The 22,001-nt window shown below is 75.4% G+C and carries 17 protein-coding genes; 8 read left to right on the forward strand and 9 right to left on the reverse strand.

Going from position 1 to position 22,001, the window contains the following annotated elements; translation table 11 throughout:
• Positions 1–135 precede the first annotated feature (135 nt).
• The 5 genes from hpf to mtrA form a co-directional block, all read right to left on the reverse strand.
• A complete protein-coding gene (gene hpf / locus ACMT9T_RS04940; RefSeq protein WP_414744500.1) occupies positions 136–825 on the reverse strand; it encodes a ribosome hibernation-promoting factor, HPF/YfiA family in 690 nt (229 codons plus the stop codon).
• 154 nt (positions 826–979) lie between these two features.
• Positions 980–1,756, reverse strand: coding sequence for a ComF family protein (locus ACMT9T_RS04945; RefSeq protein WP_414744501.1), 777 nt, complete (start codon positions 1,754–1,756; stop codon positions 980–982).
• 61 nt (positions 1,757–1,817) lie between these two features.
• The gene (lpqB, locus tag ACMT9T_RS04950) at positions 1,818–3,551 is read right to left on the reverse strand and encodes a lipoprotein LpqB (RefSeq protein ID WP_414744502.1); all 1,734 of its coding nucleotides are present in this window, start codon (positions 3,549–3,551) and stop codon (positions 1,818–1,820) included.
• Positions 3,535–5,169 (reverse strand): MtrAB system histidine kinase MtrB, encoded by a 1,635-nt coding sequence (mtrB, locus tag ACMT9T_RS04955; RefSeq protein ID WP_414744503.1) that lies wholly within the window; start codon positions 5,167–5,169, stop codon positions 3,535–3,537. Before mtrB ends, lpqB begins: the two co-directional genes overlap by 17 nt.
• A 4-nt stretch (positions 5,170–5,173) precedes the next feature.
• Positions 5,174–5,854, reverse strand: coding sequence for an MtrAB system response regulator MtrA (gene mtrA, locus ACMT9T_RS04960; RefSeq protein ID WP_119403025.1), 681 nt, complete (start codon positions 5,852–5,854; stop codon positions 5,174–5,176).
• Positions 5,855–5,975: 121 nt separating this feature from the next.
• Here mtrA and ACMT9T_RS04965 point away from each other — a divergent pair, with 121 nt between their 5' ends.
• The 5 genes from ACMT9T_RS04965 to ACMT9T_RS04985 are packed head-to-tail and all read left to right on the forward strand — an operon-like array spanning position 5,976 to position 11,437.
• A complete protein-coding gene (locus ACMT9T_RS04965) occupies positions 5,976–7,223 on the forward strand; it encodes a DUF7847 domain-containing protein (protein WP_414744504.1) in 1,248 nt (415 codons plus the stop codon).
• On the forward strand, positions 7,220–7,909 hold the full coding sequence (locus ACMT9T_RS04970; RefSeq protein ID WP_414744505.1) for a DUF4129 domain-containing protein: 690 nt from the start codon (positions 7,220–7,222) through the stop codon (positions 7,907–7,909). Before ACMT9T_RS04965 ends, ACMT9T_RS04970 begins: the two co-directional genes overlap by 4 nt.
• Positions 7,906–9,165 carry a DUF4350 domain-containing protein gene (locus tag ACMT9T_RS04975; RefSeq protein WP_414744506.1) on the forward strand — a complete coding sequence of 420 codons (1,260 nt, stop codon included), beginning with the start codon at positions 7,906–7,908 and terminating at the stop codon, positions 9,163–9,165. The genes ACMT9T_RS04970 and ACMT9T_RS04975 overlap by 4 nt, the downstream gene beginning before the upstream one ends.
• Complete coding sequence (locus tag ACMT9T_RS04980) at positions 9,162–10,115, forward strand: AAA family ATPase (protein WP_414744507.1); 954 nt, start codon at positions 9,162–9,164, stop codon at positions 10,113–10,115. The genes ACMT9T_RS04975 and ACMT9T_RS04980 overlap by 4 nt, the downstream gene beginning before the upstream one ends.
• Before the next feature lie 14 nt (positions 10,116–10,129).
• On the forward strand, positions 10,130–11,437 hold the full coding sequence (locus ACMT9T_RS04985) for a DUF58 domain-containing protein (protein WP_414744508.1): 1,308 nt from the start codon (positions 10,130–10,132) through the stop codon (positions 11,435–11,437).
• 36 nt (positions 11,438–11,473) lie between these two features.
• On the opposite strand, the gene ACMT9T_RS04990 is transcribed toward ACMT9T_RS04985, so the two are convergent.
• On the reverse strand, positions 11,474–12,118 hold the full coding sequence (locus tag ACMT9T_RS04990; protein ID WP_414744509.1) for a TetR/AcrR family transcriptional regulator: 645 nt from the start codon (positions 12,116–12,118) through the stop codon (positions 11,474–11,476).
• Positions 12,119–12,228: 110 nt separating this feature from the next.
• Between ACMT9T_RS04990 and ACMT9T_RS04995 the strand changes: the two genes are divergently transcribed.
• Positions 12,229–13,509, forward strand: a complete 1,281-nt coding sequence (locus ACMT9T_RS04995) for an MFS transporter (RefSeq protein WP_414744510.1) — start codon at positions 12,229–12,231, stop codon at positions 13,507–13,509.
• 53 nt (positions 13,510–13,562) lie between these two features.
• Entirely contained in the window at positions 13,563–16,037 is a 2,475-nt protein-coding gene (locus ACMT9T_RS05000) for a glycoside hydrolase family 3 protein (RefSeq protein ID WP_414744511.1), read from the forward strand.
• A gap of 51 nt (positions 16,038–16,088) precedes the next feature.
• Here the strand turns inward: ACMT9T_RS05000 and ACMT9T_RS05005 are convergent, their stop codons facing one another.
• Positions 16,089–17,084, reverse strand: a complete 996-nt coding sequence (locus tag ACMT9T_RS05005) for a stage II sporulation protein M (RefSeq protein WP_414744512.1) — start codon at positions 17,082–17,084, stop codon at positions 16,089–16,091.
• 16 nt (positions 17,085–17,100) lie between these two features.
• Between ACMT9T_RS05005 and ACMT9T_RS05010 the strand changes: the two genes are divergently transcribed.
• Complete coding sequence (locus tag ACMT9T_RS05010) at positions 17,101–17,970, forward strand: RDD family protein (protein ID WP_414744513.1); 870 nt, start codon at positions 17,101–17,103, stop codon at positions 17,968–17,970.
• 59 nt (positions 17,971–18,029) lie between these two features.
• On the opposite strand, the gene ahcY is transcribed toward ACMT9T_RS05010, so the two are convergent.
• Complete coding sequence (gene ahcY / locus ACMT9T_RS05015) at positions 18,030–19,514, reverse strand: adenosylhomocysteinase (protein ID WP_414744514.1); 1,485 nt, start codon at positions 19,512–19,514, stop codon at positions 18,030–18,032.
• Between the two features lie 66 nt (positions 19,515–19,580).
• Positions 19,581–22,001, reverse strand: coding sequence for a heavy metal translocating P-type ATPase (locus ACMT9T_RS05020; protein ID WP_414744515.1), 2,421 nt, complete (start codon positions 21,999–22,001; stop codon positions 19,581–19,583).

The following is a 22,001-nucleotide window of genomic DNA, read 5'->3' on the forward strand; positions in this document are numbered from 1 at the left end:
GCCGCCGACGAGCATCGCCATAGTACCGACTCGTCCGGCCCTCTTCCCGGGAGCGCCCTGACCCCGTGGAGCCCGGGCGACGCACGAGGCCCCGCGCGCCGGAGCGCGCGGGGCCTCGTGGACGGAGGAGGGGGATCAGCGGCGCAGCGCCCGGGAGCCGGCACCCGCCCCGGCGAGCTCCTGCTCGCCGTCGGCCAGGCCGATGACGCCGTAGTCCCAGCCCTTGCGGCGGTAGACGACGCTCGGGCGGTCGGTCTCCGCGTCGATGAAGAGGAAGAAGTCGTGGCCGACGAGCTCCATGTGCTCCAGGGCCTGGTCGACCGTCATCGACTGCGAGGGGAAGACCTTCGTGCGGATGACCACCGGGCAGTAGTCGTCCTCCTCGACCGGCTGGTCGGCGGGGGCGACGCCCTTCCCGTTGACGCGCTCGATGAGCTCGACGTCCGCGGGGTCGAGGTCGATCTGGGCGAAGCCCTCGGTGGCCGCCTCGTGGAGCGAGACGGGGCGGTGGTTGCCGCGGTGGATCTTCTTCTTGTCCTTGGCGCGGCGCAGGCGTTCGAGCATCCGTCCGAGGGCCAGGTCGAAGGCCGCGAACTTGTCGGCGGCGCTGCTCTCGGCGCGGATGACGGGCCCGGGGCCCACGAGCGTGATCTCGACGCGGTCGTCTCCGGCGGACCCGCCGGACTTCTCGCTGTGCCGCGAGACCTTGATGTCGAGCGAGATGGACTTCTCGGCGAGCTGGGCGATCTTGTCGGCCTTCTCGGTGGCGTACACGCGGAACCGGTCCGTGATCTCCGCGTTGCGGCCGGTGATGTTGATGTCCATGACGTACCTCCAGATCATGACGCGTCGCCCGCTGGAAGAGGGCGATCACTTTCACGCCTTTCGGGCGAGCCTAGACCTCGGGCCGCTGCCTGCGCGAGGCATCCGGCGGGTGGACCGCGCGTGCATCGGACATGCACAGGGAGCGACGGGCCGGTCACCGCGTGCGGGCGGGGACGGCGGCCAGCACCGCGCAGGCGACGACCTCGCCGCCCGCGGCCCGCACGGCGCGGCAGGTCTCGCGGAGGGTGGCGCCGGTCGTGAGCACGTCGTCGACGACGAGGACCCGTCGGCCCGCGAGGTCGCCGCGCCCGGCGAGGCAGCCGTCGACGTTGGCCGCGCGGGCGGCGACGCCGAGGCCGGCCTGGTCGGCGGGGCGGCGCGTGAAGCGCAGCGGGTGGCACCGCACCCCGGGGACGCCGCGCGCTCGCAGCGGGTGGATCCGGACGCGCGCCAGCAGGACCTCGACGGGCGCGTAGCCGCGGCGACGGAGGGACGCGCGGGGCGACGGGACGTCGAGCACGTCGAGAGGGCGGGCGGATCCGGGCGGCGGGTCGGCGGACGCGGCGGTGCGCTCCGCGGCGGCGACGGCCACGCGCACCGCCCGGGCCAGGGTCGGGGCCATCGCGCGCGCCGCGTCCGTGCGCCCCTCCTCCTTGAGCGCCGACAGGAGGGCCGGCCACGGCGGAGCGTAGACGGCGCCGCAGCCGACGGGCACGACGCCGGACGGGACGCGTGCGTGCGGCCCGTCCACGGCGGGGAGCGCGAGCGGCCGCACCACGGGAGCGGAGCGGAGCGCGGCCGCGCACGCCGGGCAGACGGCGCGATCGGGCGCGGCGCACCCGGCGCAGGCCACGGGGGCGAGGATCGCGAGGGCGTCGAGCAGGGCGGAGCGGACGACGGGACGGAGCCGGACGGGCGCGGAGGGGATCACGTGCGCAGGCTGGCAGGCGCCCCGCGCCGGAGTGCCTGCGGCGGCGGATCGGTGGAGGGCGTCAGCGCTTGGTCGCGACGAAGGAGACGCCGGTGGCCGTCTGCTGCCACGTGCTGCCCCGCGGGCTGAGCAGCGCTCCCGCGCCGGTGAGGACGCGCAGGCCGCTCTCGTCGTTCGCACCCGTGATGGAGACGCCGTCGGCCGCGGATCCCATGTCCTTCGACGGGCCGCCGACCTGGTGCAGCGTGACCTGGCGCTCGCCGTCGGGCGCGAGCGTGAGCGTCGCGACGTCGAGCTCGTCCACCCACGTCGCGTCGAGGGGCGTGCCGGGCGTGGTCACGAGCTCGAGGGGGGACGTGGTGAGGCTGGTCGGCACGCCGCCGTCGCGGACGATGGACGCGACGAGCAGCTGGGGCCCGGCCCCGGTCTCGAGCTGGACGAGCACGCGCGCGCCGTCGCGCGCGACCTCGAGGGAGACGACGCGCCCCGTGGCGGTCCAGCTCACGGCGACGGGATGGCCGACGCCGTCCGGGCCCCACGCGACGAGGCCGCGGGGATCCGAGGCGGGGATCGACCATACGAAGCCCTGCGCGTCGAGCGACGGGGCCACGAGGCCGGGGCGCGTGTCGAGGAGGACCGCGTCGCGATCGCCGTCGCCCACCGCCCACACGCCGGACGCGTTCCGCACGGCGGCCTGCTGGCCGTCCGCGCTGAGCGTCGCGGCGTCGGCGCCGAGGGCCGTGACGCGCGTGCCGAGCGTGCCGAGCGGCGCCACCTCTCCCCCGCCCAGGTAGCCGAAGGCGCCCTGCGCGAGCACGAGGGGGCGCGACTCCGACTGCGGGTCCTTGACCGGCCCGCGGCCGCCGAGGTCCGCCACCGTCAGGGGCGTCCCGTCCACCAGCATCTGCACGTCGAGCACCGACGGGATGGCGGACAGGCTCTGCCGCAGCTGCAGCTTCATCCGCTGCTGCGTCAACCCGTCGGCCGCGCGCGCCTCCGTCGAGAGGTCCACCTGCGGCGTGCCCGCCGCGGTCGTGACTGCCGAGGACGCCAGGCGCGTGCCCTCGGGGAACGCCGTGACCACCGCGGGCTGCGACAGCCACGGCGACGGGCCCTGGAGCAGCGACTTGACGATGCGGGTGCTCACGCTCTGGGACGCGCGCGTGACGAAGTAGCGGAGGTCGGGCACGAGGATCGAGAACGTCGGGTCGAAGAAGTAGAGGGCGTGGGCGCTGAAGATCTCGCGGAAGTACGTGGAGCGCAGCGCGATGCCGTCCGGCGCCTTCGCGATGCGCCACTGGCCGCGCTCCTGGACGAGCTGGAAGGCCAGGCGCGTCTCCTGGTCGCTGCCGACCTCGCGGTAGTGACCCTGGCCGTCGACCGTCGCGATGGTCGTGACCGAGTAGCTGTAGGTGCCGTCGACCTCCTCGGACGTCTCGGCCTGGCCCTCCCACACGACGACGCTCGCGAACGGATCCCACCGGGAGGCGAAGTCGGAGGAGAGGAACTGGCGCGCGACGCCGTACTGGTCGGCGGAGCTGGTGGCGGCGTCGACGAAGCCGGCCACGACGTCGTCCGGGCCGTCGCCGTCCTGCGGGCCGTCCGGCTGGTAGCTGACGCCGGACTCGTCGGCGACGACGGCGGGATCGCCCGCGGACACCGGGCCGCCGGAGGGGATGGAGACGCAGCCGGCGAGGAGGAGCGCGCAGGCCGCGACGAGCGCGACGGCGGCCGTGCGCGCGGGGCGACCGGGGCGGCGGGCGCGGCGGCGGCGCGGATCAGGGGTGGGGGACACGGGCGCGCTCCTCGTCGGCGTGGTCGTCTGCGGGGTCGTCGGGCGGGAGCGCGACGGGCGAGCTCTCGAGCGGCACGTCGGGCCGGCGGGGCAGGGTCAGGCGGAAGCAGGATCCCTCGCCCGGCCGCGACCACAGCTGCAGCCAGCCGTGGTGCAGGTTCGTGTCCTCCAGGGAGATGGCGAGGCCGAGGCCCGTGCCGCCCGTCGTGCGCTGGCGCGACGGATCCGCGCGCCAGAAGCGGTCGAAGACGTGGCCCATCTCCTCGTGCGTCATGCCGACGCCGTAGTCGCGCACCGCGAGGGCCACGGCGTCGCGGTCGCTGTCGACGGTGATCACGATGGGCCGGCCCTCGCCGTGGTCGACCGCGTTGCCGACTAGGTTCGTGACGATGCGGCGCACCCGGCGCGCGTCCATCTCGGCGTCGAAGTAGCCGCCGGGGGCGACCAGCCGGAGCTCCGAGCCCTTCTGCGCGGCGAGGCCCTCGAACTCCTCGATGGAGTCCTCGACGAGGCGGACGAGGTTCGTCGGCTCGGTCACGAGGTCCACCGCGCCCGCGTCGAAGCGGCTGATCTCCAGCAGGTCGGCGAGCAGCGTCTCGAACCGCTCGACCTGCGTGTGCAGCAGCTCGGCGCTGCGGGCGGCCGGCGGGCTGAAGTCCTCGCGCAGGTCGTAGAGCACGCCGCCCGCGAGCCGGATGGTGGTCAGCGGCGTGCGCAGCTCGTGCGAGACGTCGGAGACGAAGCGCTGCTGCAGCTGCGAGAGGTCGGCGAGCTGCGTGATCTGCGACTGCAGCGAGTCGGCCATGCCGTTGAACGACCGGGCGAGCGTCGCGATCACGTCCTCGCCCTTCACCGGCAGGCGCTCCTCGAGCTGCCCGGCCGCGAGCTTCTGGCTGGTGTCGGCGGCGACGCGGATGGGCGCGACGACCAGGCGCACGACGAGCCACGCGATGGCGCCGATGAGGACGATGAGGAAGAGGAACGCGAGGAGGATCGTGCCGGCCACGAAGTCCAGGGTCTGCTGGATGTCGCCGAGGTCGTACACGAGGTACAGCTCGTAGCGGCCGGCCGACGGGATGTCGATGCTCGACCCGACGACGATGCCGGGGCTCGTGCGGCCCTGGTCCCCCACCGGTATCGCGACCGACTGCCACTGCTGGGTGCCCGTGCCCTCGCCGACCGCGCGGCGGAGGTCGGCGCTCAGCAGGCTGTCGACGTAGTCGGCGGTGGACGCGTTCTGCAGGACGTTCCGCGCCTCCGTGCCGGGCGTGCGGCGGAAGGCGAAGTCGGAGAGGTTGATGGCGCTGCCACGGAGCTCGTCGAAGACCTGCGTGCGCAGCTGCTCGAGCTCGGTCTGGTCGGACGCGTCGGAGGAGGTGAACTGCTCCTGCATCCGGCTGGTGGCGCTGTTCGACTGCTGGAGCACGGTGTCGAGGCGCTGGCGGAAGAGGTCGCTCGAGATGCTCTGCGTCATGAGCACGCCGATGAGGAGGACGGTGACGCCCGAGAGCGCGACCGTGATGAGGACGGTGCGGAACTGGAGGGAGACCGACCAGATCCGGACGAGGCGTCCGGGCCACGACCTCCAGTCGACGAGCCACGCGGGCAGGGGGCGCATGGGGCTAGGCCGCGGCCCCCGCGCGGTAGCCGACGCCGCGGACGGTCATGACGATGCGCGGGTTGTCCGGGTCGTCCTCGACCTTCGCGCGCAGGCGCTGCACGTGCACGTTGACGAGGCGCGTGTCGGCCTTGTACTGGTAGCCCCAGACCTGCTCGAGCAGCATCTCGCGCGTGAACACCTGCTGCGGGCGGCTGGCGAGCGCGTGCAGGAGGTCGAACTCGAGGGGCGTGAGGTTGATCCGCTCCTCGCCGCGGCGGACCTCGTGGCCCTCGACGTCGACCACGAGGTCGCCCACCTGGAGGAGCCCGGGCGACGCGGCGGCCGCGGGACGCAGGCGCGTGCGGATGCGGGCGACGAGCTCCTTCGGGTTGAAGGGCTTGACGATGTAGTCGTCCGCGCCGGACTCCAGGCCCTTGACGACGTCGGCCGTGTCGGACTTCGCCGTGAGCATGATGATGGGGACGCCCGACTCGGCGCGGATGAGGTCGCACACCTGGATGCCGTCGAGGCCCGGGAGCATGAGGTCGAGGAGCACCAGGTCGGGCTTGCCCTCGTGGAACGCGGCGAGCGCCTGGCCGCCGTCGCCGCAGAAGGAGGGCTCGAAGCCCTCGGTGCGGAGGACGATGCCGATCATCTCGGCCAGAGCGGTGTCGTCGTCGACCACCAGGATCCGTGCTGTCATCTGCCTGCGTTCCCCGTCCTCGGAACCCCCAGGGTAGCCGGTGGATCCGCGGGATCGGCCGCCCGCGCGCCGTCCGTCCGGCGCGGGACTTCGCGGGGCGCCTGTGGGAGGCTGGCTCACTGTGACCGATGACCAGAGCTGGCAGGCCCCGGGCGGCGCGTCGTCCGGGCAGGGCGGATCCCCGGATCCCGATCGACGGGGCCAGGACGCGGGGGCCCCGGGCTCGCCGGCCGGTCCCCCTGCGGCTCCTGCGCCGGCGTACGGGCAGGCCCTCCCGCCGGCTCCCGGCTGGGGTGCCGCTCCCGCCTGGACCCCGCCGCCCAAGCCCGGCCTCCTCCCGCTCCGGCCGCTCGGCCTCGGCGCGATCCTCGCCGGCTCGTTCCAGACGCTGCGCAGGAACCCCGGTCCCACGGTGGGCAGCGCGCTGCTGATCCAGGGGGTCGTCGGCGTCGTCACGCTCGCGCTCGTCGGCGGCGTGACGGGCTTCGTCGTCTCCCGGATCGTCTCCGCGCGCGACGCGGACCAGGGGCCGATCATCGCGGGCGGCGTCGCCGCGGTCGTGATCGCCGCGATCGTCACGCTCGTCCTGTCGATCGTCGCGTCGTCGTTCCTGCAGGGCGTCGTCGCGAGCGAGGTCGCGCGCGGCACGCTCGGCGAGCGCCTCCGGATGCGTGCGCTGTGGCGCCTGGCGCGCCCGCGGCTCGGGTCGCTCGTGCTGTGGAGCCTGTTCGTCACGGTCGCCTGGACCCTCGTGTTCGGCGTGCTCGCCGGCGTCGTCGCGCTCCTGGTGCTCGCGGGCGGCGCGGGCGTCGCGGTCGGGATCGTCGTCGGCGTGCTCGGGGTGATGGGCCTCGTGGTGGTCGCCGTGTGGGTGTCCACGCGCCTGTCGCTCGTGCCGAGCGCCATCGTGATCGAGCGGATGCGCCCGTTCCAGGCCGCGCGGCGGTCGTGGTCGCTGACCATCGGGTCGTTCTGGCGCGTGCTGGGGATCCTGCTGCTCACGGGCGTGATCGTCTCCGCGGCCACCAACGTCGTCACGGTGCCGCTCTCCCTGATCACCTCGATCCTGCAGACCGTGCTCTTCCCCAACGGCCAGCTCGACTTCCAGACCTTCGACGCGTCCGTGGTCTTCTACATCGCGATGCAGCTGCTCACGGTCGTGGTGAGCGTCGTGATCGGCAGCATCGGCGCGATCGTCACCTCGGCGAACGCGGCCATCGTCTACATCGACCTGCGGATGCGGCGCGAGGGCCTCGACCTCGAGCTCGCGCGCTTCGCGGAGGAGCGCGCGGCCGGTGCGGCATCCGCCACCGGGCCCGACGCCCGCGACCCGTACCAGGCGCCCGCGGGCGGCCCGGGACGCGCGTGACCGGCGCCCCCCTCCTCGCGGCGGTCGCGCGCGCGGCCGCCGTCCCCCTGGATCCGGACGCCGACGACGCGCGCCGCCTCCTCCTCGACGAGCTGGCGAAGCCCGAGTACGAGGCCGCCCGCCCGAACGCGCTCGACCTCGCGGCGCAGGCCGTGGCCGACTGGCTCGCCCGGCTGCTCCAGGGCACGGGCGGCGGGCTCGCGGATCTCGCGCCCGTGGTGATCGGGGCGCTCGTCCTCCTGGCGGTGGTCGTCGCCTTCCTCGTGTTCGGGGCACCGCGACGCGACCGCAGGCGCCGGGCCGCCCAGCGCGGCGACGGGCTGTTCGGATCCGACGACCGGCGCTCGGCGGAGGAGCTGCGCCGTGCGGCCGCCGCGGCCCGGCGCGCCGGCGACCTCACGGCGGCGGCGTCCGACCTGTTCCGGGCCATCGCGCGCGAGCAGGCCGAGCGCACGATCGTGGCGGTGGATCCCGGCACCACCGCCCGCGGGTTCGCCCGGCGCGCGGGATCCGCCCACCCCGGCCACGCCGCGCGCCTGGTCGCCGCGGCCGACGACTTCGACGCCGTGCGGTACCTCGGCCGCCCGGGCACCGAGGAGATGGTCGACCGCCTCGTCGCGCTCGACGGGGAGCTCCGGACGGCCGTGCCCGCGCGGCGCGAGCCCGTGGGCGCGGGGGCCGTGTGAGCGCGCCCGCGCCCGCGCCCGCCGCCGACGCCGTCGCGCGCGCCGACGTCGCGCCCGCAGAGACCCGGACGCCGGGCCAGGCGCTGCGCCGCGCCGGAACGTGGATCGCGCTGGCCGCCCTCGCGGTCCTCGTCGCGGTGGCGTCGCTCGCGGTCGGCGGCGCCGCGCGGCAGGGCGAGCGGCTCGCCCCCGACAGCCCGGCGCCCGGCGGCATGCAGGCGCTCGCGCGGGTCCTCGGGGACCGGGGCGTGGACGTCACGCTCGCCACCACGCTCGCCGAGGCGCGCGCGGCCGTCGGGGACGCCGACGACGCGACCCTCGTGCTCGGCCCCACGTCCGACCGGCTCGACGACGACCGGCTCGCGGAGGTCGGCCGCCTCTCCACCCGCACCGTGCTCCTCGCCCCCGACTTCCGCACGCTGCGGGCGATCGCGCCCGACGTCGCGGCGGGCGGCGCGGCCGAGTCCGCCGATCGCGCCCTCGACGCCCGGTGCGCGCTGCCGGCCGCGCAGGCGGCGGGATCCGTGCCCGACGACGCGCCCGTGTTCCGCTACATCGGCGACGACGCGTCGGACGCCGTCACGTGCTTCCCCGACGACACGGGCGACGCGTTCGCGCTGCTCCGGGTCCCGGCGCCGCTCGCGCCCGGCGGCACCGTGACCGTGCTCGGCGCCGACCCGATCCTCACGAACGACCGCATCGCGGAGCAGGGATCCGCCGCCCTCGCGCTCGGCGTGCTCGGCGAGCGGCCCCGGCTCGTCTGGTACACGCCGTCGCCCGACGACGCCGCAGGTGACGCGCCGCCCACGCTCGGCGAGCTGACGCCGGGCTGGGTGACCCCGGCGATCCTGCTGCTGGGCGCCGCCGCCCTCGCCGCCGCCGTGTGGCGCGGCCGCCGCTTCGGGCCGCTCGTGGTGGAGCGCCTGCCCGTCGTGGTGCGCGCCGACGAGACCGCCGAGGGCCGCGCGCGCCTCTACCAGCGGGCCGACGCGCGCGAGCACGCGCTCGACGCGCTGCGCGTCGGCACGGTCGACCGCATCGCGACGTCGCTCGCGCTCGGCCGCCTCGCGTCCGTCGACGACGTCGTGGCCGCGTCCGCCGCCGCGCTCGCCGAGGACCCGGGCGCGATCCGCGACCTCCTGCTCGACGCCCGCCCCCGCACCGACCGCGACCTCGTCGACCTCGCCGGGCGCCTCGCCGCGCTCGAGCGCCGCGTCGCCCGCGCCGCCGACCCCACCAGGAGAATGGATCCATGACCGACGACCTCCGCACCAGCCTGCTCGCCGTCCGGACCGAGGTCGGGAAGGCCGTCGTCGGGCAGGACGGCGCCGTGACGGGCATGATCATCGCCCTCCTCGCACGCGGCCACGTGCTCCTCGAGGGCGTGCCCGGCGTCGCGAAGACGCTGCTCGTGCGCTCGCTCAGCCACGCCCTCCGCCTCGACACCGCGCGCGTGCAGTTCACGCCCGACCTCATGCCGGGCGACATCACCGGATCCCTCGTCTACGACTCCCGCGAGGGCGCGTTCTCGTTCCGGCGCGGTCCCGTGTTCACGAGCATCCTGCTGGCCGACGAGATCAACCGCACGCCGCCGAAGACGCAGTCGGCGCTGCTCGAGGCGATGGAGGAGCGGCAGGTCACGGTCGACGGCGAGAGCCACGCGCTGCCGGATCCCTTCCTCGTCGCGGCCACGCAGAACCCCGTCGAGTACGAGGGCACCTACACGCTGCCCGAGGCGCAGCTCGACCGCTTCCTGCTGAAGCTCGTGCTCGACCTGCCCGAGCGCGACGCCGAGGTCGAGGTGCTCCGCCGCCACTCCGCGGGCTTCGACCCGCGCGACCTCGATGCCGCGGGCGTCCGTCCCGTCCTCGACGCCGACGGGCTGCACCGCGCGCAGGCCGCCGTCCGCGAGGTGCGCGTGGGCGCCGACGTGCTCGCCTACATGGTCGACCTGGCGCGGGCGACCCGCCGCTCGCCGTCGGTGCAGCTCGGGGTGTCGCCGCGCGGATCCACGAGCCTGCTCGCCGCGAGCCGCGCGTGGGCGTGGCTGAGCGGCTTCGACGCCGTCACGCCCGACCACGTGCAGGAGATGGTGCTGCCCGTGCTGCGCCACCGCATCGCGCTGCGACCCGAGGCGGAGCTCGAGGGCGTCTCGGTCGACGCCGTCCTGCGCGGCGTCATGGCGCAGGTGCAGGTGCCGATCTAGTGGCGCGCCGCTAGATGGCCCTCACCGGCCGCGCCGTCGCGCTCCTCCTCCTGGGGATCGCGCCGCTCGTCGTGCTCGGCGACGGGTCCGACGCAGCGTACGCGCTGCTCGCCGGGTGGATCCTCCTGGCCGCCCTGCTCGTGGCCCTCGACCTGGCGCTGGCCGCGAGCCCGCGGGCCGTGGCGCTCGAGCGCAGCCTGCCCGCGCGGATCCGGCTCGACGAGACCGGCGAGAGCGTGCTGCTCATGACGAACCGCGGGTCGCGCACGCTGCGCGCCGTGGTCCGCGACGCCTGGCAGCCGTCGGCGGGCGCGTCCTCCACGCGCGACCGGGTGCGGATCCCCGCGGGCGAGCGCCGCGCGATCCGCCTGACCCTCACGCCCACGCGCCGCGGCGAGCGCCGCACCGAGCGCGTCACGATCCGCTCCGCCGGCCCGCTCGGCCTCGCCGCGCGCCAGGCGACGCTCCTGGCCCCCGGCGCCGTCCGGGTCCTCCCGCCGTTCCGCTCGCGCCGCCACCTGCCCTCCCGCCTCGCCCGCCTGCGCGAGCTCGACGGCCGCACCGCGCTCATGGTCCGCGGCCAGGGCACCGAGTTCGACAGCCTGCGCGACTACGTGCGCGGCGACGACGTGCGCTCGATCGACTGGCGCGCGACCGCCCGCCGGCAGGACGTGGTGGTGCGCACCTGGCGCCCCGAGCGGGATCGGCGCGTGGTGATCGTGCTCGACACGGGGCGCACGGCCGCGGGCCGGATCCAGGACGAGACGCGGCTCGACACCGCCTTCGAGGCGTCGCTGCTGCTCGCCGCCCTCGCCACGCGCGCGGGCGACCGGGTGGACCTCGTCGCGCACGACCGCCGCGTCCGGGCGCGCGTCCGAGCGGGATCCGGCGGCGACGTCGTCTCGCGCATGGTCGACGCGCTCGCGCCCGTGGATCCCGAGATCCTCGAGACCGACTGGAGCGCCGTGCCCGCGCTCGTGCGCCGCATCGTGTCCCAGCGCTCGCTCGTGGTGCTGCTCACGGCCATCGACTCCCCCGGCAGCTCGCGCGCGCTCCTGCAGGTGCTGCCGCAGCTCACGCGCACGCACCACGTGCTGGTCGCCGCGGTGGTGGATCCGGGCCTCGCCGCGCGCGCCGCCGACCGCTCCGGCCGCGCCGCCGTCTACCGGGCCGCGGCCGCCGAGCGCGCGCTCCTCGACGTGGCGCGCGTCGAGGCGGCCGTGCGCCGGCTCGGGGCAGACGTCGTCACGGGCGCGCCCGCCGACCTGCCGCCCGCGCTCGCCGACCGCTACATCCGGCTGAAGGCCACCGGGCGGCTCTGAGGCCGGGGGCCGAGCGGTCGAACGGCTCCCGGCCGCTCAGGCGCGCGCCGCGGCCGGCGCGACGGGATCCGCCGCCGGCAGCGGGAGCACCCCGCCGCTCAGCGCGCGGATGGCCCGCTCGAGCGCGTCGCGCATGTCGATCTCGGGCCGGTAGCTCCACTGCAGCTGCAGCCCGTCGCTCACCGCGACCGCGAGGCGCGCGAAGGAGTCGGCGTCGAGCCCGGCGGGCAGCTCCACGTCGAGCGCGCGCACCTGGTCGGCGACGGCGCCCACGACGCGGGCGTAGCGGCCGGCGATGTACGCGTGCGCGGGGTGCTCGGCGCCGGCGGCGTCCACCACGAGGCGGGAGTAGAGCGCGACGAGGCCGGGCGTCTCCGCGTTGTGCGCGCTCGCGCGCAGCAGCATGCCCACCATGTCGGCGGGATCCGCGTCCGGCAGCGCCCGGCGGTAGTCGGCCGCGGAGGCCGCGTCGCGCTCCTCGAGCACGGCCGCGATGAGCGCCTCGCGCGAGTCGAAGTAGTGCAGGACGCCGGCCTTGCTGATCCCGACCGCGTCGGCGATCTCCTGCAGGGACGACGCGGAGTAGCCCCGCTCGGCGATGAGGGTCAGCGCGGCCTCGAGGATCTCGCGTCGCCGGGTCGCCCCCTTGGCGTAGCGCCGCGGACCCTCTGCCCCTGCCATGCCTCGACCCTAGCGATCCGCGCCGTCCACCAATACCTACCGAGGGTCGGTTTTGCGTGCTACCGTCGTGCCGTGCCGCCGACGAGGGCGGCCCGACACCAGGAGGCAGAGTGGCCGACGCAGTCCGACAGCAGCAGAGCGAGGACGCGTCGCGCGTCCACCACGTGATCCCGGAGGGCGCCCGCCCACCCGGGTCGCGCCGGGCCGAGATCGGGATGCCCATCGCGCTCCTGGGCCTCTTCGTGGCGCTGCTCCCGCCCATCATCGTGTCGCTCGCGCTCAAGGTCGCCGAGGTGGCGCCGGACAGCACGGCCGGCACCCTCAGCCTCGTGCTCGGCCTCGGTGCGCTCGTGGCCCTCGTGGTCAACCCGCTCGCCGGGCGCCTCTCCGACCGCACGCCCGGCCGGTTCGGCATGCGCCGCCCGTGGATCATCGGCGGCGTCGTCCTCGGCTACGGCGCCCTGTTCCTGCTCACCCAGGCGACGACCGTGCTCGCGCTCGTCGGCGCGTGGATGCTCGTGCAGGCGTGCTTCAACGCCGCGATCGCCGCGCTCATCGCCGTCATGGCCGACTCCGCGCGCCCCCGCCACCGCGGCCGCGTCGCCGCCGCCGTGGGCGTCGCGCAGAACGGCTCGCTCGTGGTCGGCACCTTCATCGTGCAGCTGTTCACGACCACCACCCAGCAGGTGCTCGTGCCCGGCGCCATCGGCGTGATCGTGGTGGTCGCCTTCGCGCTCCTGTTCCGCGACCGCGTGCTCGCCGACCGGCCCGCCACGCGCCTCAGCGCGAAGGAGCTGCTCGGCTCCTTCGTCTTCGACCCGCGCCGCAACCCCGACTTCGGCTGGGCGTGGCTCATGCGCTTCCTCCTCACGGCGTCCGCCGTCACCGCGACCAACTACCTCGCGCTGTACCTCATCGACGACCTCGGGGTCGCGGAGGCCGACGTCGCGAACGCCGTGTTCGTGGCGACGCTCTTCAACGTGATCGGCGTGGTCGCCACGACCTTCGTCGCCGGCTGGCTGAGCGACCGGCTCGGCCGCCGCAAGGTGTTCGTCGCGGTCGCGGCGCTCGTCGCGGTCGTCGGCCTCGTGATCCTCGCCCTCGCCCCCAGCCTCGCGGTCGTCTACGCCGCGCAGCTCGTGATCGGCGCGGGCATCGGCTCCTTCTACGCGGTGGACCTCGCGCTCATCACCGACGTGCTGCCGAGCGACTCCGACAACGGCAAGGACCTCGGCGTCGTCAACATCGCGCAGGCTCTGCCGCAGTCGCTCGTGCCCACCGCCGCGGGCGGCGTCGTCGGGGCCTTCGGCTACCCGGGCCTCTTCCTCGCGGGCGCCGCGGCCGGCGTCCTCGGCGCGGCCGCCGCGTTCCGCGTGAAGGGCGTCCGATGAGCGCGCCGCACGAGCAGGATCGACCCGACGCCGACGTCCCCCGAGGAGCACCCATGGACCCGCACGACGCCCCCAGCCCGCTCGACCCCGACACCGCGGCGCTCGAGGAGCTCGCCTCCCGCCTCACGCTCGAGCAGAAGGTGCAGCTCCTCACGGGCCGCGACTTCTGGACGACGTGGCCCGTGGAGGGGATCGGTCTCCGCCGCCTGCTCGTCTCCGACGGCCCGAGCGGCGTGCGCGGCGAGGTCTGGGACGAGCGCTCGCCCTCGCTCAACCTGCCCTCGGCGTCCGCGCTGTCCTCCAGCTGGGACACCGGGATCGCCGCGCGCTACGGCCGCGCCTCCGCGGTCGAGGCGCGCCGCAAGGGCGTCGACGTCGTGCTCGGCCCGACCATCAACCTGCACCGCTCGCCCTACGGCGGGCGGCACTTCGAGGCCTTCAGCGAGGATCCGCTGCTCACGGCCGACCTCGCCGCCGCCTACGTGCGCGGCGTGCAGGAGAACGGCGTCGGCGCGACGCCGAAGCACTACGTCGCCAACGAGTACGAGACCGACCGCTTCACGGCCGACAGCGTCGTCTCCGAGCGGGCGCTCCGCGAGCTGTACCTCGCCGCGTTCGAGAAGGCCGTGGTCGAGTCGCGCGCGTGGCTCGTGATGAGCTCGTACAACTCCATCAACGGGGTCACGTCGACGGAGAACGACCTGCTCGAGACGCCGCTCAACTCCGAGTGGGGCTTCGACGGCGTGGTGATCAGCGACTGGACGGGCGTCCGCAGCGTGGACGCCGCACGCGCGTCGCAGGACCTGGAGATGCCCGGCCCCGTCGGCGCCTGGGGCGACGCGCTCCTCGCGGCCGTCCGCGACGGCCGCGTGCCCGAGTCCGACGTCGACCGCAAGGTGGTCCGGATCCTCCGCCTCGCCGCCCGCGTCGGCGCGCTCGAGGGCTTCGAGGCCGTCGTGCCCGCGCCCGTCGCGGTCGAGGACGGCGTCGCCTTCGCGCGCACGGCCGCCGCGGCCGGCACCGTGCTCGTGCGCAACGAGGACGCCTCCCTGCCGCTGGACGCCTCGGCCCTCCGCACCGTCGCCGTCATCGGCCACAACGCGGTCGAGGCGCGCACGCAGGGCGGCGGCAGCGCGACCGTCATCCCGCAGCACGTGGTGACACCGCTCGACGGGATCCGCGACGCCCTCGGCGACGGCGTCGAGGTGCGGTACGCGCGCGGCGCGGTCGTGCAGAAGGGGATCCAGGAGCTGCCGCTCGCGGAGATCCGGAACCCCCGCACGGGCGAGCCCGGCGCCCTCGTGCGCTTCCTCGACGCGGACGGCGGCGAGATCTTCGCAGAGGACCGCCGCGCGACCACCCTCATGTACTTCGGCGGCGACGCGCCCACCGGCACGGCCGCGGTCATCGAGATCACGACGCGCTGGACCCCGGCGGAGACCGGCGACGTGCTGTTCGGCTTCAGCGCCACCGGCCGCGGCCGCGTCTACGCCGACGGCGAGCTGCTCCGCGAGGACGGCGCCGCCCCCGTCGGCAGGGACCTCGGCGCGAGCCTCATGTCGCCGCCGTCGATCTCCGCGACCCTCGCCGCCGTCGCCGGGCAGCCGGTGGACCTCAAGGTCGCGTTCGAGCTGACCAGCATGCCCGGCGGCCTCGCCGGGATCCTCGGCATCACGGTCGGCCTCGAGGCCGACGAGTCGGAGCCGGAGCGCCTGCTGGACGAGGCCGTCGCCGTTGCGACCGGCGCGGACGTCGCGATCGTCGTCGTCGGCACCAACGCGCAGGTCGAGTCCGAGGGCTTCGACCGCGACTCGCTCGCGCTCCCCGGCCGCCAGGACGAGCTGGTGCGCCGCGTGGCCGCCGCGAACCCGCGCACGGTCGTGGTCGTCAACTCCGGATCCCCCGTGCTCCTCCCCTGGCGCGACGACGTGCAGGCGCTGCTCCTCGCGTGGTTCGGCGGCCAGGAGTTCGGCGGCGCCCTCGCGGACGTGCTGTTCGGTGCCGTCGAGCCCGGCGGCCGCCTCCCCACCACGTGGCCCGCGGCCGAGGAGGACGTGCCCGTGACGAGCGTCACGCCGGTCGACGGGAAGGTGGTCTACGACGAGGGGATCCACGTCGGCTACCGCGCCTGGCTCCGCTCCGGCGCGACGCCCGCGTACCCGTTCGGCCACGGCCTCGGCTACACGACGCACGCGATGGACGACCTGCGGGTCGCGGAGGACGGCGCGGGCGGGATCACCGCGACCGTCACCGTCACGAACACGGGCGCCCGAGCTGGCAAGCAGGTCGTGCAGGCCTACCTGTCGCGCGCGGGATCCGCGGTCGACCGCCCGGTCCGCTGGCTCGCGGGCTTCGCGGCCGTGGAGCTGGAGGCGGGCGCGTCCGCCGAGGTGGCGGTCGCCGTGGGCGCCCGCGCCTTCGAGCACTGGGACGGCGGCTGGCGGCGCGAGCCCGGCGCCTTCCGCCTGCACGTCGGCACCTCGGTGACGGCGACGCCGCTCGAGGCGGACGTCGACCCGGCGGGCTGACCCGCACCCGGCACGACCCGCGAGGCGGGCGGCCGGCGGATCCGGACGGGCTCAGCCCGCGACGATCCGCCGGCCGCCCGCCTCGAACTCGTCCAGGTCGCCCGTCGCGCCCGCGCGCACCGCCCGGCCGCCCACGACGACCATGTAGAAGAGGAACGCCCCGAGCGCGGCGGCGCCGATCGCGATCTTGAGCGGCACGGGCCACGGCTGCGGCGTCACGAAGCCCTCGATGATCCCGGAGGCCAGCAGCACGAGCACGAGCCCCATCGCCACCGTGATGAGCGCGCGCCCGTCCTCGGCGAGCGCCTGGCCGCGCGTGCGGGCGCCGGGCGCGATCCACGCCCACGCGATGCGGAGTCCCGCGGCCGCGGCCACGAAGATCGCCGTGAGCTCCAGCAGGCCGTGCGGGAGGATGTAGGAGAAGAACGTGCCGCCCTCGCCGTAGTGGAACATGACGGCCGTCGTCGTCCCGATGCCCTGCGCGTTCTGCAGCAGCACGTACGGCACCCACAGCCCCGTGATCCCGAAGGCCACGCACTGCGCGGCGATCCACGCGTTGTTCGTCCAGACCTGGCCGGTGAACGACGCGGCGGGGTTCGAGCTGTAGTAGTCGACGAACTCGTCGTCCACGTACCTCCGGAGGTCGGCGTCGCTGCCGACGCTCGCGATCGTGGCGGGGTCGCGGAGGATCCACGTGGCGTAGAGCGCGATGAGGGCGATCGAGGCGAGGGCGACCGCGAGCGTGAGCCAGCGGATCCGGTACAGCGCCGCCGGCAGGTCGACCGCGAAGAACGCCGGGATGCGCGACGCGACGTTGGTGGTCTGCCCGGTGAAGCGCATCCGGGCCCGCGAGAGCGCGACGGAGAGCCGATCGCCCTGCGCGGTGGATCCGGCCGCCGCCTGGATCGCGGACAGCTCGGCCGCGCCCGCCTGGTACCGGTCGACGAGCTCGTCGGCCTCCGGTCCCGTGAGCCGGCGCCGGCCGGCGAGGCGGGCGAGCCGGTCCCAGTCGTCCCGGTGGGCGGCGGTGTAGGCGTCGAGGTCCATCTGCTTGACTATATGCATGGCGGCCGCCGACGCGCACGACCCGAGCCACTCGGACGGTCCCGACGCGCTCGTGGTGGGCGAGGCCGTCGCCCTCGACGTCCGTCCCACGGGCTTCGTGCTGCGGGCCGCGGGCGCCGCGATCGACGTGATCGCCTCCCTCGTCGTGGGCCTCCTGCTCGTGCTCAGCGTCGGCCGGCTCGCCGCGGACGGCGTCCTCGACGAGGCGTCGGGCGCCGCGTGCGCCATCGCCGCCCTCGTGCTCGCGATCGTCGTGCTGCCCGTCGTGGTCGAGGTCGCGTCGCGTGGCCGGTCGCTCGGGCGTTGGGCCGTCGGAGCGCGCATCGTGCGGGCCGACGGCGGCGGCATCGGCCTCCGGCACGCGGTCGCCCGGGCGCTCGTCGGGATCCTCGAGGTCTACCTCACGCTCGGCGGCCTGGCCGCGCTCGTGGGCCTCCTCAGCCCACGCGCCCAGCGCCTCGGCGACCTCGTGGCCGGCACCCGCTCGCAGCACGAGCGCGTGCCCGCGTACCCCGCTCCCCTGCCGCCCGTGCCTCCGCACCTCGTCGCCTGGGCGTCCGAGGCCGACGTCGGCCGCCTGCCGGACGCGCTCGGCCGCCGCCTCGCCCGCTTCCTGGCGCAGCGAGCGGCCATGACCCCGGCCTCCCGCGCGCGCCTCGCCGCCGAGCTCGCCGACGAGGCCGCGGTGCACGTCTCGCCGCTGCCCGCCACGGATCCCGAGTCGTTCGTCATGGCCGTCGGCGCCGTCCGCCGCGAGCGCGAGCACCGCGCCCTGATGCTGGAGCGCGACCGCATGGCGTCGCTCGAGCCGATCCTCGCGGGGCTGCCGCACGCGTTCCCGGCGCGCGACGGATCCACCCCCGCCTGACGCGACGACGCCGCCCGCCCCGCGGAGGGGACGGACGGCGTCGGACGGATCGGCCGGGATCAGTACCGGTAGTGGTCCACCTTGTACGGCCCCTCGACGGCGACGCCGATGTAGGCGGCCTGCTCGGGGCGCAGCTCGGTGAGCTCCACGCCGAGCGCGTCGAGGTGCAGGCGCGCGACCTTCTCGTCGAGGTGCTTCGGCAGCACGTACACGCCGATCGGGTACTGGTCGTTGCGGACCCATAGCTCGATCTGCGCGAGCACCTGGTTCGTGAACGAGTTGCTCATCACGAACGAGGGGTGGCCGGTGGCGTTGCCGAGGTTCATCAGGCGGCCCTCGGACAGCACGAGCACGCTGCGGCCGGACGGCAGGCGCCACTCGTGCACCTGCGGCTTGATCTCGACCTTCTCGACGCCCGGGAGGCGCTCGAGGCCGGCCATGTCGATCTCGTTGTCGAAGTGGCCGACGTTGGCGATGATGGCCTGGTGCTTCATGCGCTCGATGTGCTCGACGCGCACGACGTCGACGTTGCCCGTGCCGGTGACCAGGATGTCGACCTGGTCGATGACCGACTCGAGGCGCGCGACCTGGTAGCCGTCCATCGCCGCCTGCAGCGCGCAGATGGGGTCGACCTCGGAGACGATGACGCGCGCGCCCTGGCCGCGCAGCGCCTCGGCCGCGCCCTTGCCCACGTCGCCGTAGCCGACGACGAACGCGACCTTGCCGCCGATGAGGACGTCGGTGGCGCGGTTGAGGCCGTCGGGCAGCGAGTGGCGGATGCCGTACTTGTTGTCGAACTTGCTCTTGGTGACCGAGTCGTTGACGTTGATCGCGGGGAACAGCAGCTCGCCGTCGCGCGCCAGCTCGTACAGGCGGTGGACGCCCGTGGTGGTCTCCTCGGTGACGCCCTGGATGTCGGCGGCCACACGGGTCCAGCGGTCGGTGGAGGCGGCGACGCTGCGGCGGAGGGTGTCGAGGATGACGCGGTACTCGTGGCTCGCGTCCTCGGGCGTCTCGGGCACGACGCCCGAGAGCTCGTACTCGCGGCCCTTGTGCACCAAGAGCGAGGCGTCGCCGCCGTCGTCGAGGATCATGTTCGGGCCCGTCCAGTCGGCGTCCGCGGCCTGCGCCTCGCCCGACCAGTCGAAGATCTGCTCGGTGCACCACCAGTACTCCTCGAGCGTCTCGCCCTTCCAGGCGAAGACGGGCACGCCCGCGGGCGCGTCCGGCGTCCCGGTGCCCACGGCGACGGCGGCGGCGGCCTCGTCCTGCGTGGAGAAGATGTTGCAGCTCGCCCAGCGCACCTGCGCGCCGAGGGCCGTGAGGGTCTCGATGAGGACGGCCGTCTGCACGGTCATGTGGATGGATCCGGCGATGCGCGCGCCTGCGAGCGGCTGCGAGGCGCCGAACTCCTCGCGGAGGGCCATGAGGCCGGGCATCTCGTTCTCGGCGAGGCGGATCTGGTGGCGTCCGGACTCCGCGAGGGAGAGGTCGGCGACGCGGAAGGGCAGAGCGGTGGACGTGGCTTCCGGGAGCAGGGTCATGCGTCCAGTCTCGCATCCGACGCGTGACGCCCGGCCGTGGATGACGGCCGGGCGGGCGGCGACGGGCTAGCGGAAGGAGCGCAGGCGCAGGCTGTTCGTGACGACGAACACGGACGACAGCGCCATCGCGAGCCCCGCGACCAGCGGGTTGAGGAGCCCGAGCATGGCGACGGGGATCGCCGCCGCGTTGTACGCGAAGGCCCAGAACAGGTTGCCGCGGATGGTGCCGAGGGTGCGGCGGGCGAGGCGCACGGCGTCGGCGACGAGCACGAGGTCGCCGCGGACGATGGTGATGTCGCCCGCCTCGATGGCCGCGTCGGTGCCCGTGCCCATCGCGATGCCGAGGTCGGCCTGCGCGAGCGCGGCCGCGTCGTTCACGCCGTCGCCGACCATCGCGACCACACGGCCCTCGGCCTGGAGGCGGCGCACGGCGTCGAGCTTGCCCTCGGGGAGGACGCCCGCGATGACCTCGTCGATGCCGACCTCGGCGGCGACGCGCTGCGCGGCGCCCGCGGTGTCGCCCGTGAGGAGGACCGGCCGCAGTCCGAGCGCGCGGATGCGGCGGACGGCCTCGGCGCTCGTGGGCTTCACGGTGTCCGCGACGGCGAGGATCCCGCGGACGCCGCCGTCCCACGCCACCGCGACCACGGTGGATCCGGCGGCCTCGGCTGCGCGCAGGGCCTCGGCGAGCGCGGCGTCGGGCTCCGCGGCCCACCCGTCGGCGAGCCACGACGGGCGCCCCACGGCGACCGCGCGGCCGTCGACCACGCCGTGGACGCCGAGGCCCGCGGTCGCGACGAAGCCCTCGACGGACGGCGTGGATCCGCTGCCCGCGGCCTCGACGACGGCCCGCGCGACCGGGTGCTCCGACCGCGCCTCGAGGGCGGCGGCGACGCGCACGAGCTCGTCGGCGTCGACGCCGGACGCGGGGACGGCGGACACGAGCGACATGACGCCCGTCGTGACCGTGCCGGTCTTGTCGAGCAGCACGGTGTCGATCCGGCGGGTGGACTCGAGCACCTCGGGGCCGGTGATGAGGATCCCGAGCTGCGCGCCGCGCCCCGTGCCCACGAGGAGCGCGGTCGGCGTCGCGAGCCCGAGGGCGCACGGGCAGGCGATGATGAGCGTCGCGACGGCGGCGGTGAACGCGGCCTCGGGCGGGAAGCCGAGCAGCAGCCAGCCGACGAGCGTGCCGAGGGCGAGCACGAGCACGACGGGCACGAAGACGGCCGAGACGCGGTCGGCGAGGCGCTGGATCCGGGCCTTGCCGGTCTGCGCCTCCTCCACGAGCGCGGCCATGCGGGCGAGCCGGGTCTCCTCCCCCACGCGCGTGGCGCGCACGAGGAGGCGGCCGCCGGCGTTGAGGGTCGCGCCCGTGACGTCGTCGCCGGGGCCGACCTCCTCGGGCAGCGACTCGCCCGTGAGGAGCGAGCGGTCGACCGCGCTGGATCCGTCGACGACCACGCCGTCGGTCGCGATGCGCTCTCCCGGCCGCACGACGAACTCCTCGTCGACGCGGAGCGCGCCGATGGGGATCCGCCGCTCGACGCCGTCGCGCACGACGGCCACGTCCTTCGCGGCGAGGTCGAGGAGCGCCGCGAGGGCGGCGCCGGACGCGCGGGCGGCCCGCGCCTCCAGGTAGCGCCCTCCGAGGAGGAACACGGTGACGGCCGCGGCGACCTCGAGGTACACGTCGCCGGATCCGCCGCCGGGCGAGCCCACGAGGCTCATGGTCATGCGCATGCCGGGCTCGCCCGCGTCGCCGAGGAAGAGCGCGTAGAGCGACCACAGGAAGGCGGCCGCGACGCCGATGCTCACGAGCGTGTCCATGCCCACGCCGCCGTGGCGCGCGCTCACGGCCGCCGAGCGGTGGAACGGCCACGCGCCCCACACCGCGACGGGCGCGGCGAGCGCGAGGGACAGCGACTGCCAGTCGTCGAACTGGAGCGCGGGGATCATCGCCATGAGGAAGACGGGGACGGTGAGCGCGCCGGAGACGACGAGCCGCTGCCGGAGCGCGAGCTCGTCGGCGTCGGGGCGGCGGGCGGGGACGGCGTCGCGGCGGGCGGGATCCACGGGTGCCGGGGCGGGCGCGCGATCCGCGGGCTCAGCGGCATCGGCGGTCTCAGCGGTCGGAGCCGCGGGCGCGACCGGCACATGCGCGACCGGAGCGGGCGCGACGTCCTCCGCCGCCCCGCTCCCCCACGCGGCGCGCTCCGACGCGCGGTACCCCGTGCGCTCGATGGTGCGGATCGCGTCCTCGACGCTCGTGCCCGCGGGCAGCTGCACGCGCGCGCGGTGCGTCGCGTAGTTGACGGCGGCCTCGACCCCGGGCATCCGGCCGAGCTTGCGCTCGATCCGCATGGCGCACGACGCGCACGTCATGCCCTGCACGTCGAGGTCGACGCGGGTCAGCACGGCGCCCTCCTCGGCCGAGGCGGCGACGGCATCCGCAGCGGGCGCGGAGCCGGATGCGGGGTCGGCCAT

The sequence above is a fragment of the Clavibacter vidaverae genome (genome assembly GCF_047529985.1).
Classification (GTDB): Bacteria; Actinomycetota; Actinomycetes; order Actinomycetales; family Microbacteriaceae; genus Clavibacter; species Clavibacter nebraskensis_A.

Excerpts from the sequence above, each read along its gene's own strand:
- hpf (WP_414744500.1), bottom strand. The coding sequence starts at position 825 with ATGGACATCAACATCACCGGCCGCAACGCGGAGATCACGGACCGGTTC.
- mtrB (WP_414744503.1), bottom strand. The coding sequence starts at position 5,169 with ATGCGCCCCCTGCCCGCGTGGCTCGTCGACTGGAGGTCGTGGCCCGGA.
- mtrA (WP_119403025.1), bottom strand. The coding sequence starts at position 5,854 with ATGACAGCACGGATCCTGGTGGTCGACGACGACACCGCTCTGGCCGAG.
- ACMT9T_RS04980 (WP_414744507.1), top strand. The coding sequence starts at position 9,162 with ATGACCGACGACCTCCGCACCAGCCTGCTCGCCGTCCGGACCGAGGTC.
- ACMT9T_RS04985 (WP_414744508.1), top strand. The coding sequence starts at position 10,130 with ATGGCCCTCACCGGCCGCGCCGTCGCGCTCCTCCTCCTGGGGATCGCG.
- ACMT9T_RS04990 (WP_414744509.1), bottom strand. The coding sequence starts at position 12,118 with ATGGCAGGGGCAGAGGGTCCGCGGCGCTACGCCAAGGGGGCGACCCGG.
- ACMT9T_RS05000 (WP_414744511.1), top strand. The coding sequence starts at position 13,563 with ATGGACCCGCACGACGCCCCCAGCCCGCTCGACCCCGACACCGCGGCG.
- ACMT9T_RS05005 (WP_414744512.1), bottom strand. The coding sequence starts at position 17,084 with ATGGACCTCGACGCCTACACCGCCGCCCACCGGGACGACTGGGACCGG.
- ACMT9T_RS05010 (WP_414744513.1), top strand. The coding sequence starts at position 17,101 with ATGGCGGCCGCCGACGCGCACGACCCGAGCCACTCGGACGGTCCCGAC.
- ahcY (WP_414744514.1), bottom strand. The coding sequence starts at position 19,514 with ATGACCCTGCTCCCGGAAGCCACGTCCACCGCTCTGCCCTTCCGCGTC.
- ACMT9T_RS05020 (WP_414744515.1), bottom strand. The coding sequence starts at position 22,001 with ATGGCCGACCCCGCATCCGGCTCCGCGCCCGCTGCGGATGCCGTCGCC.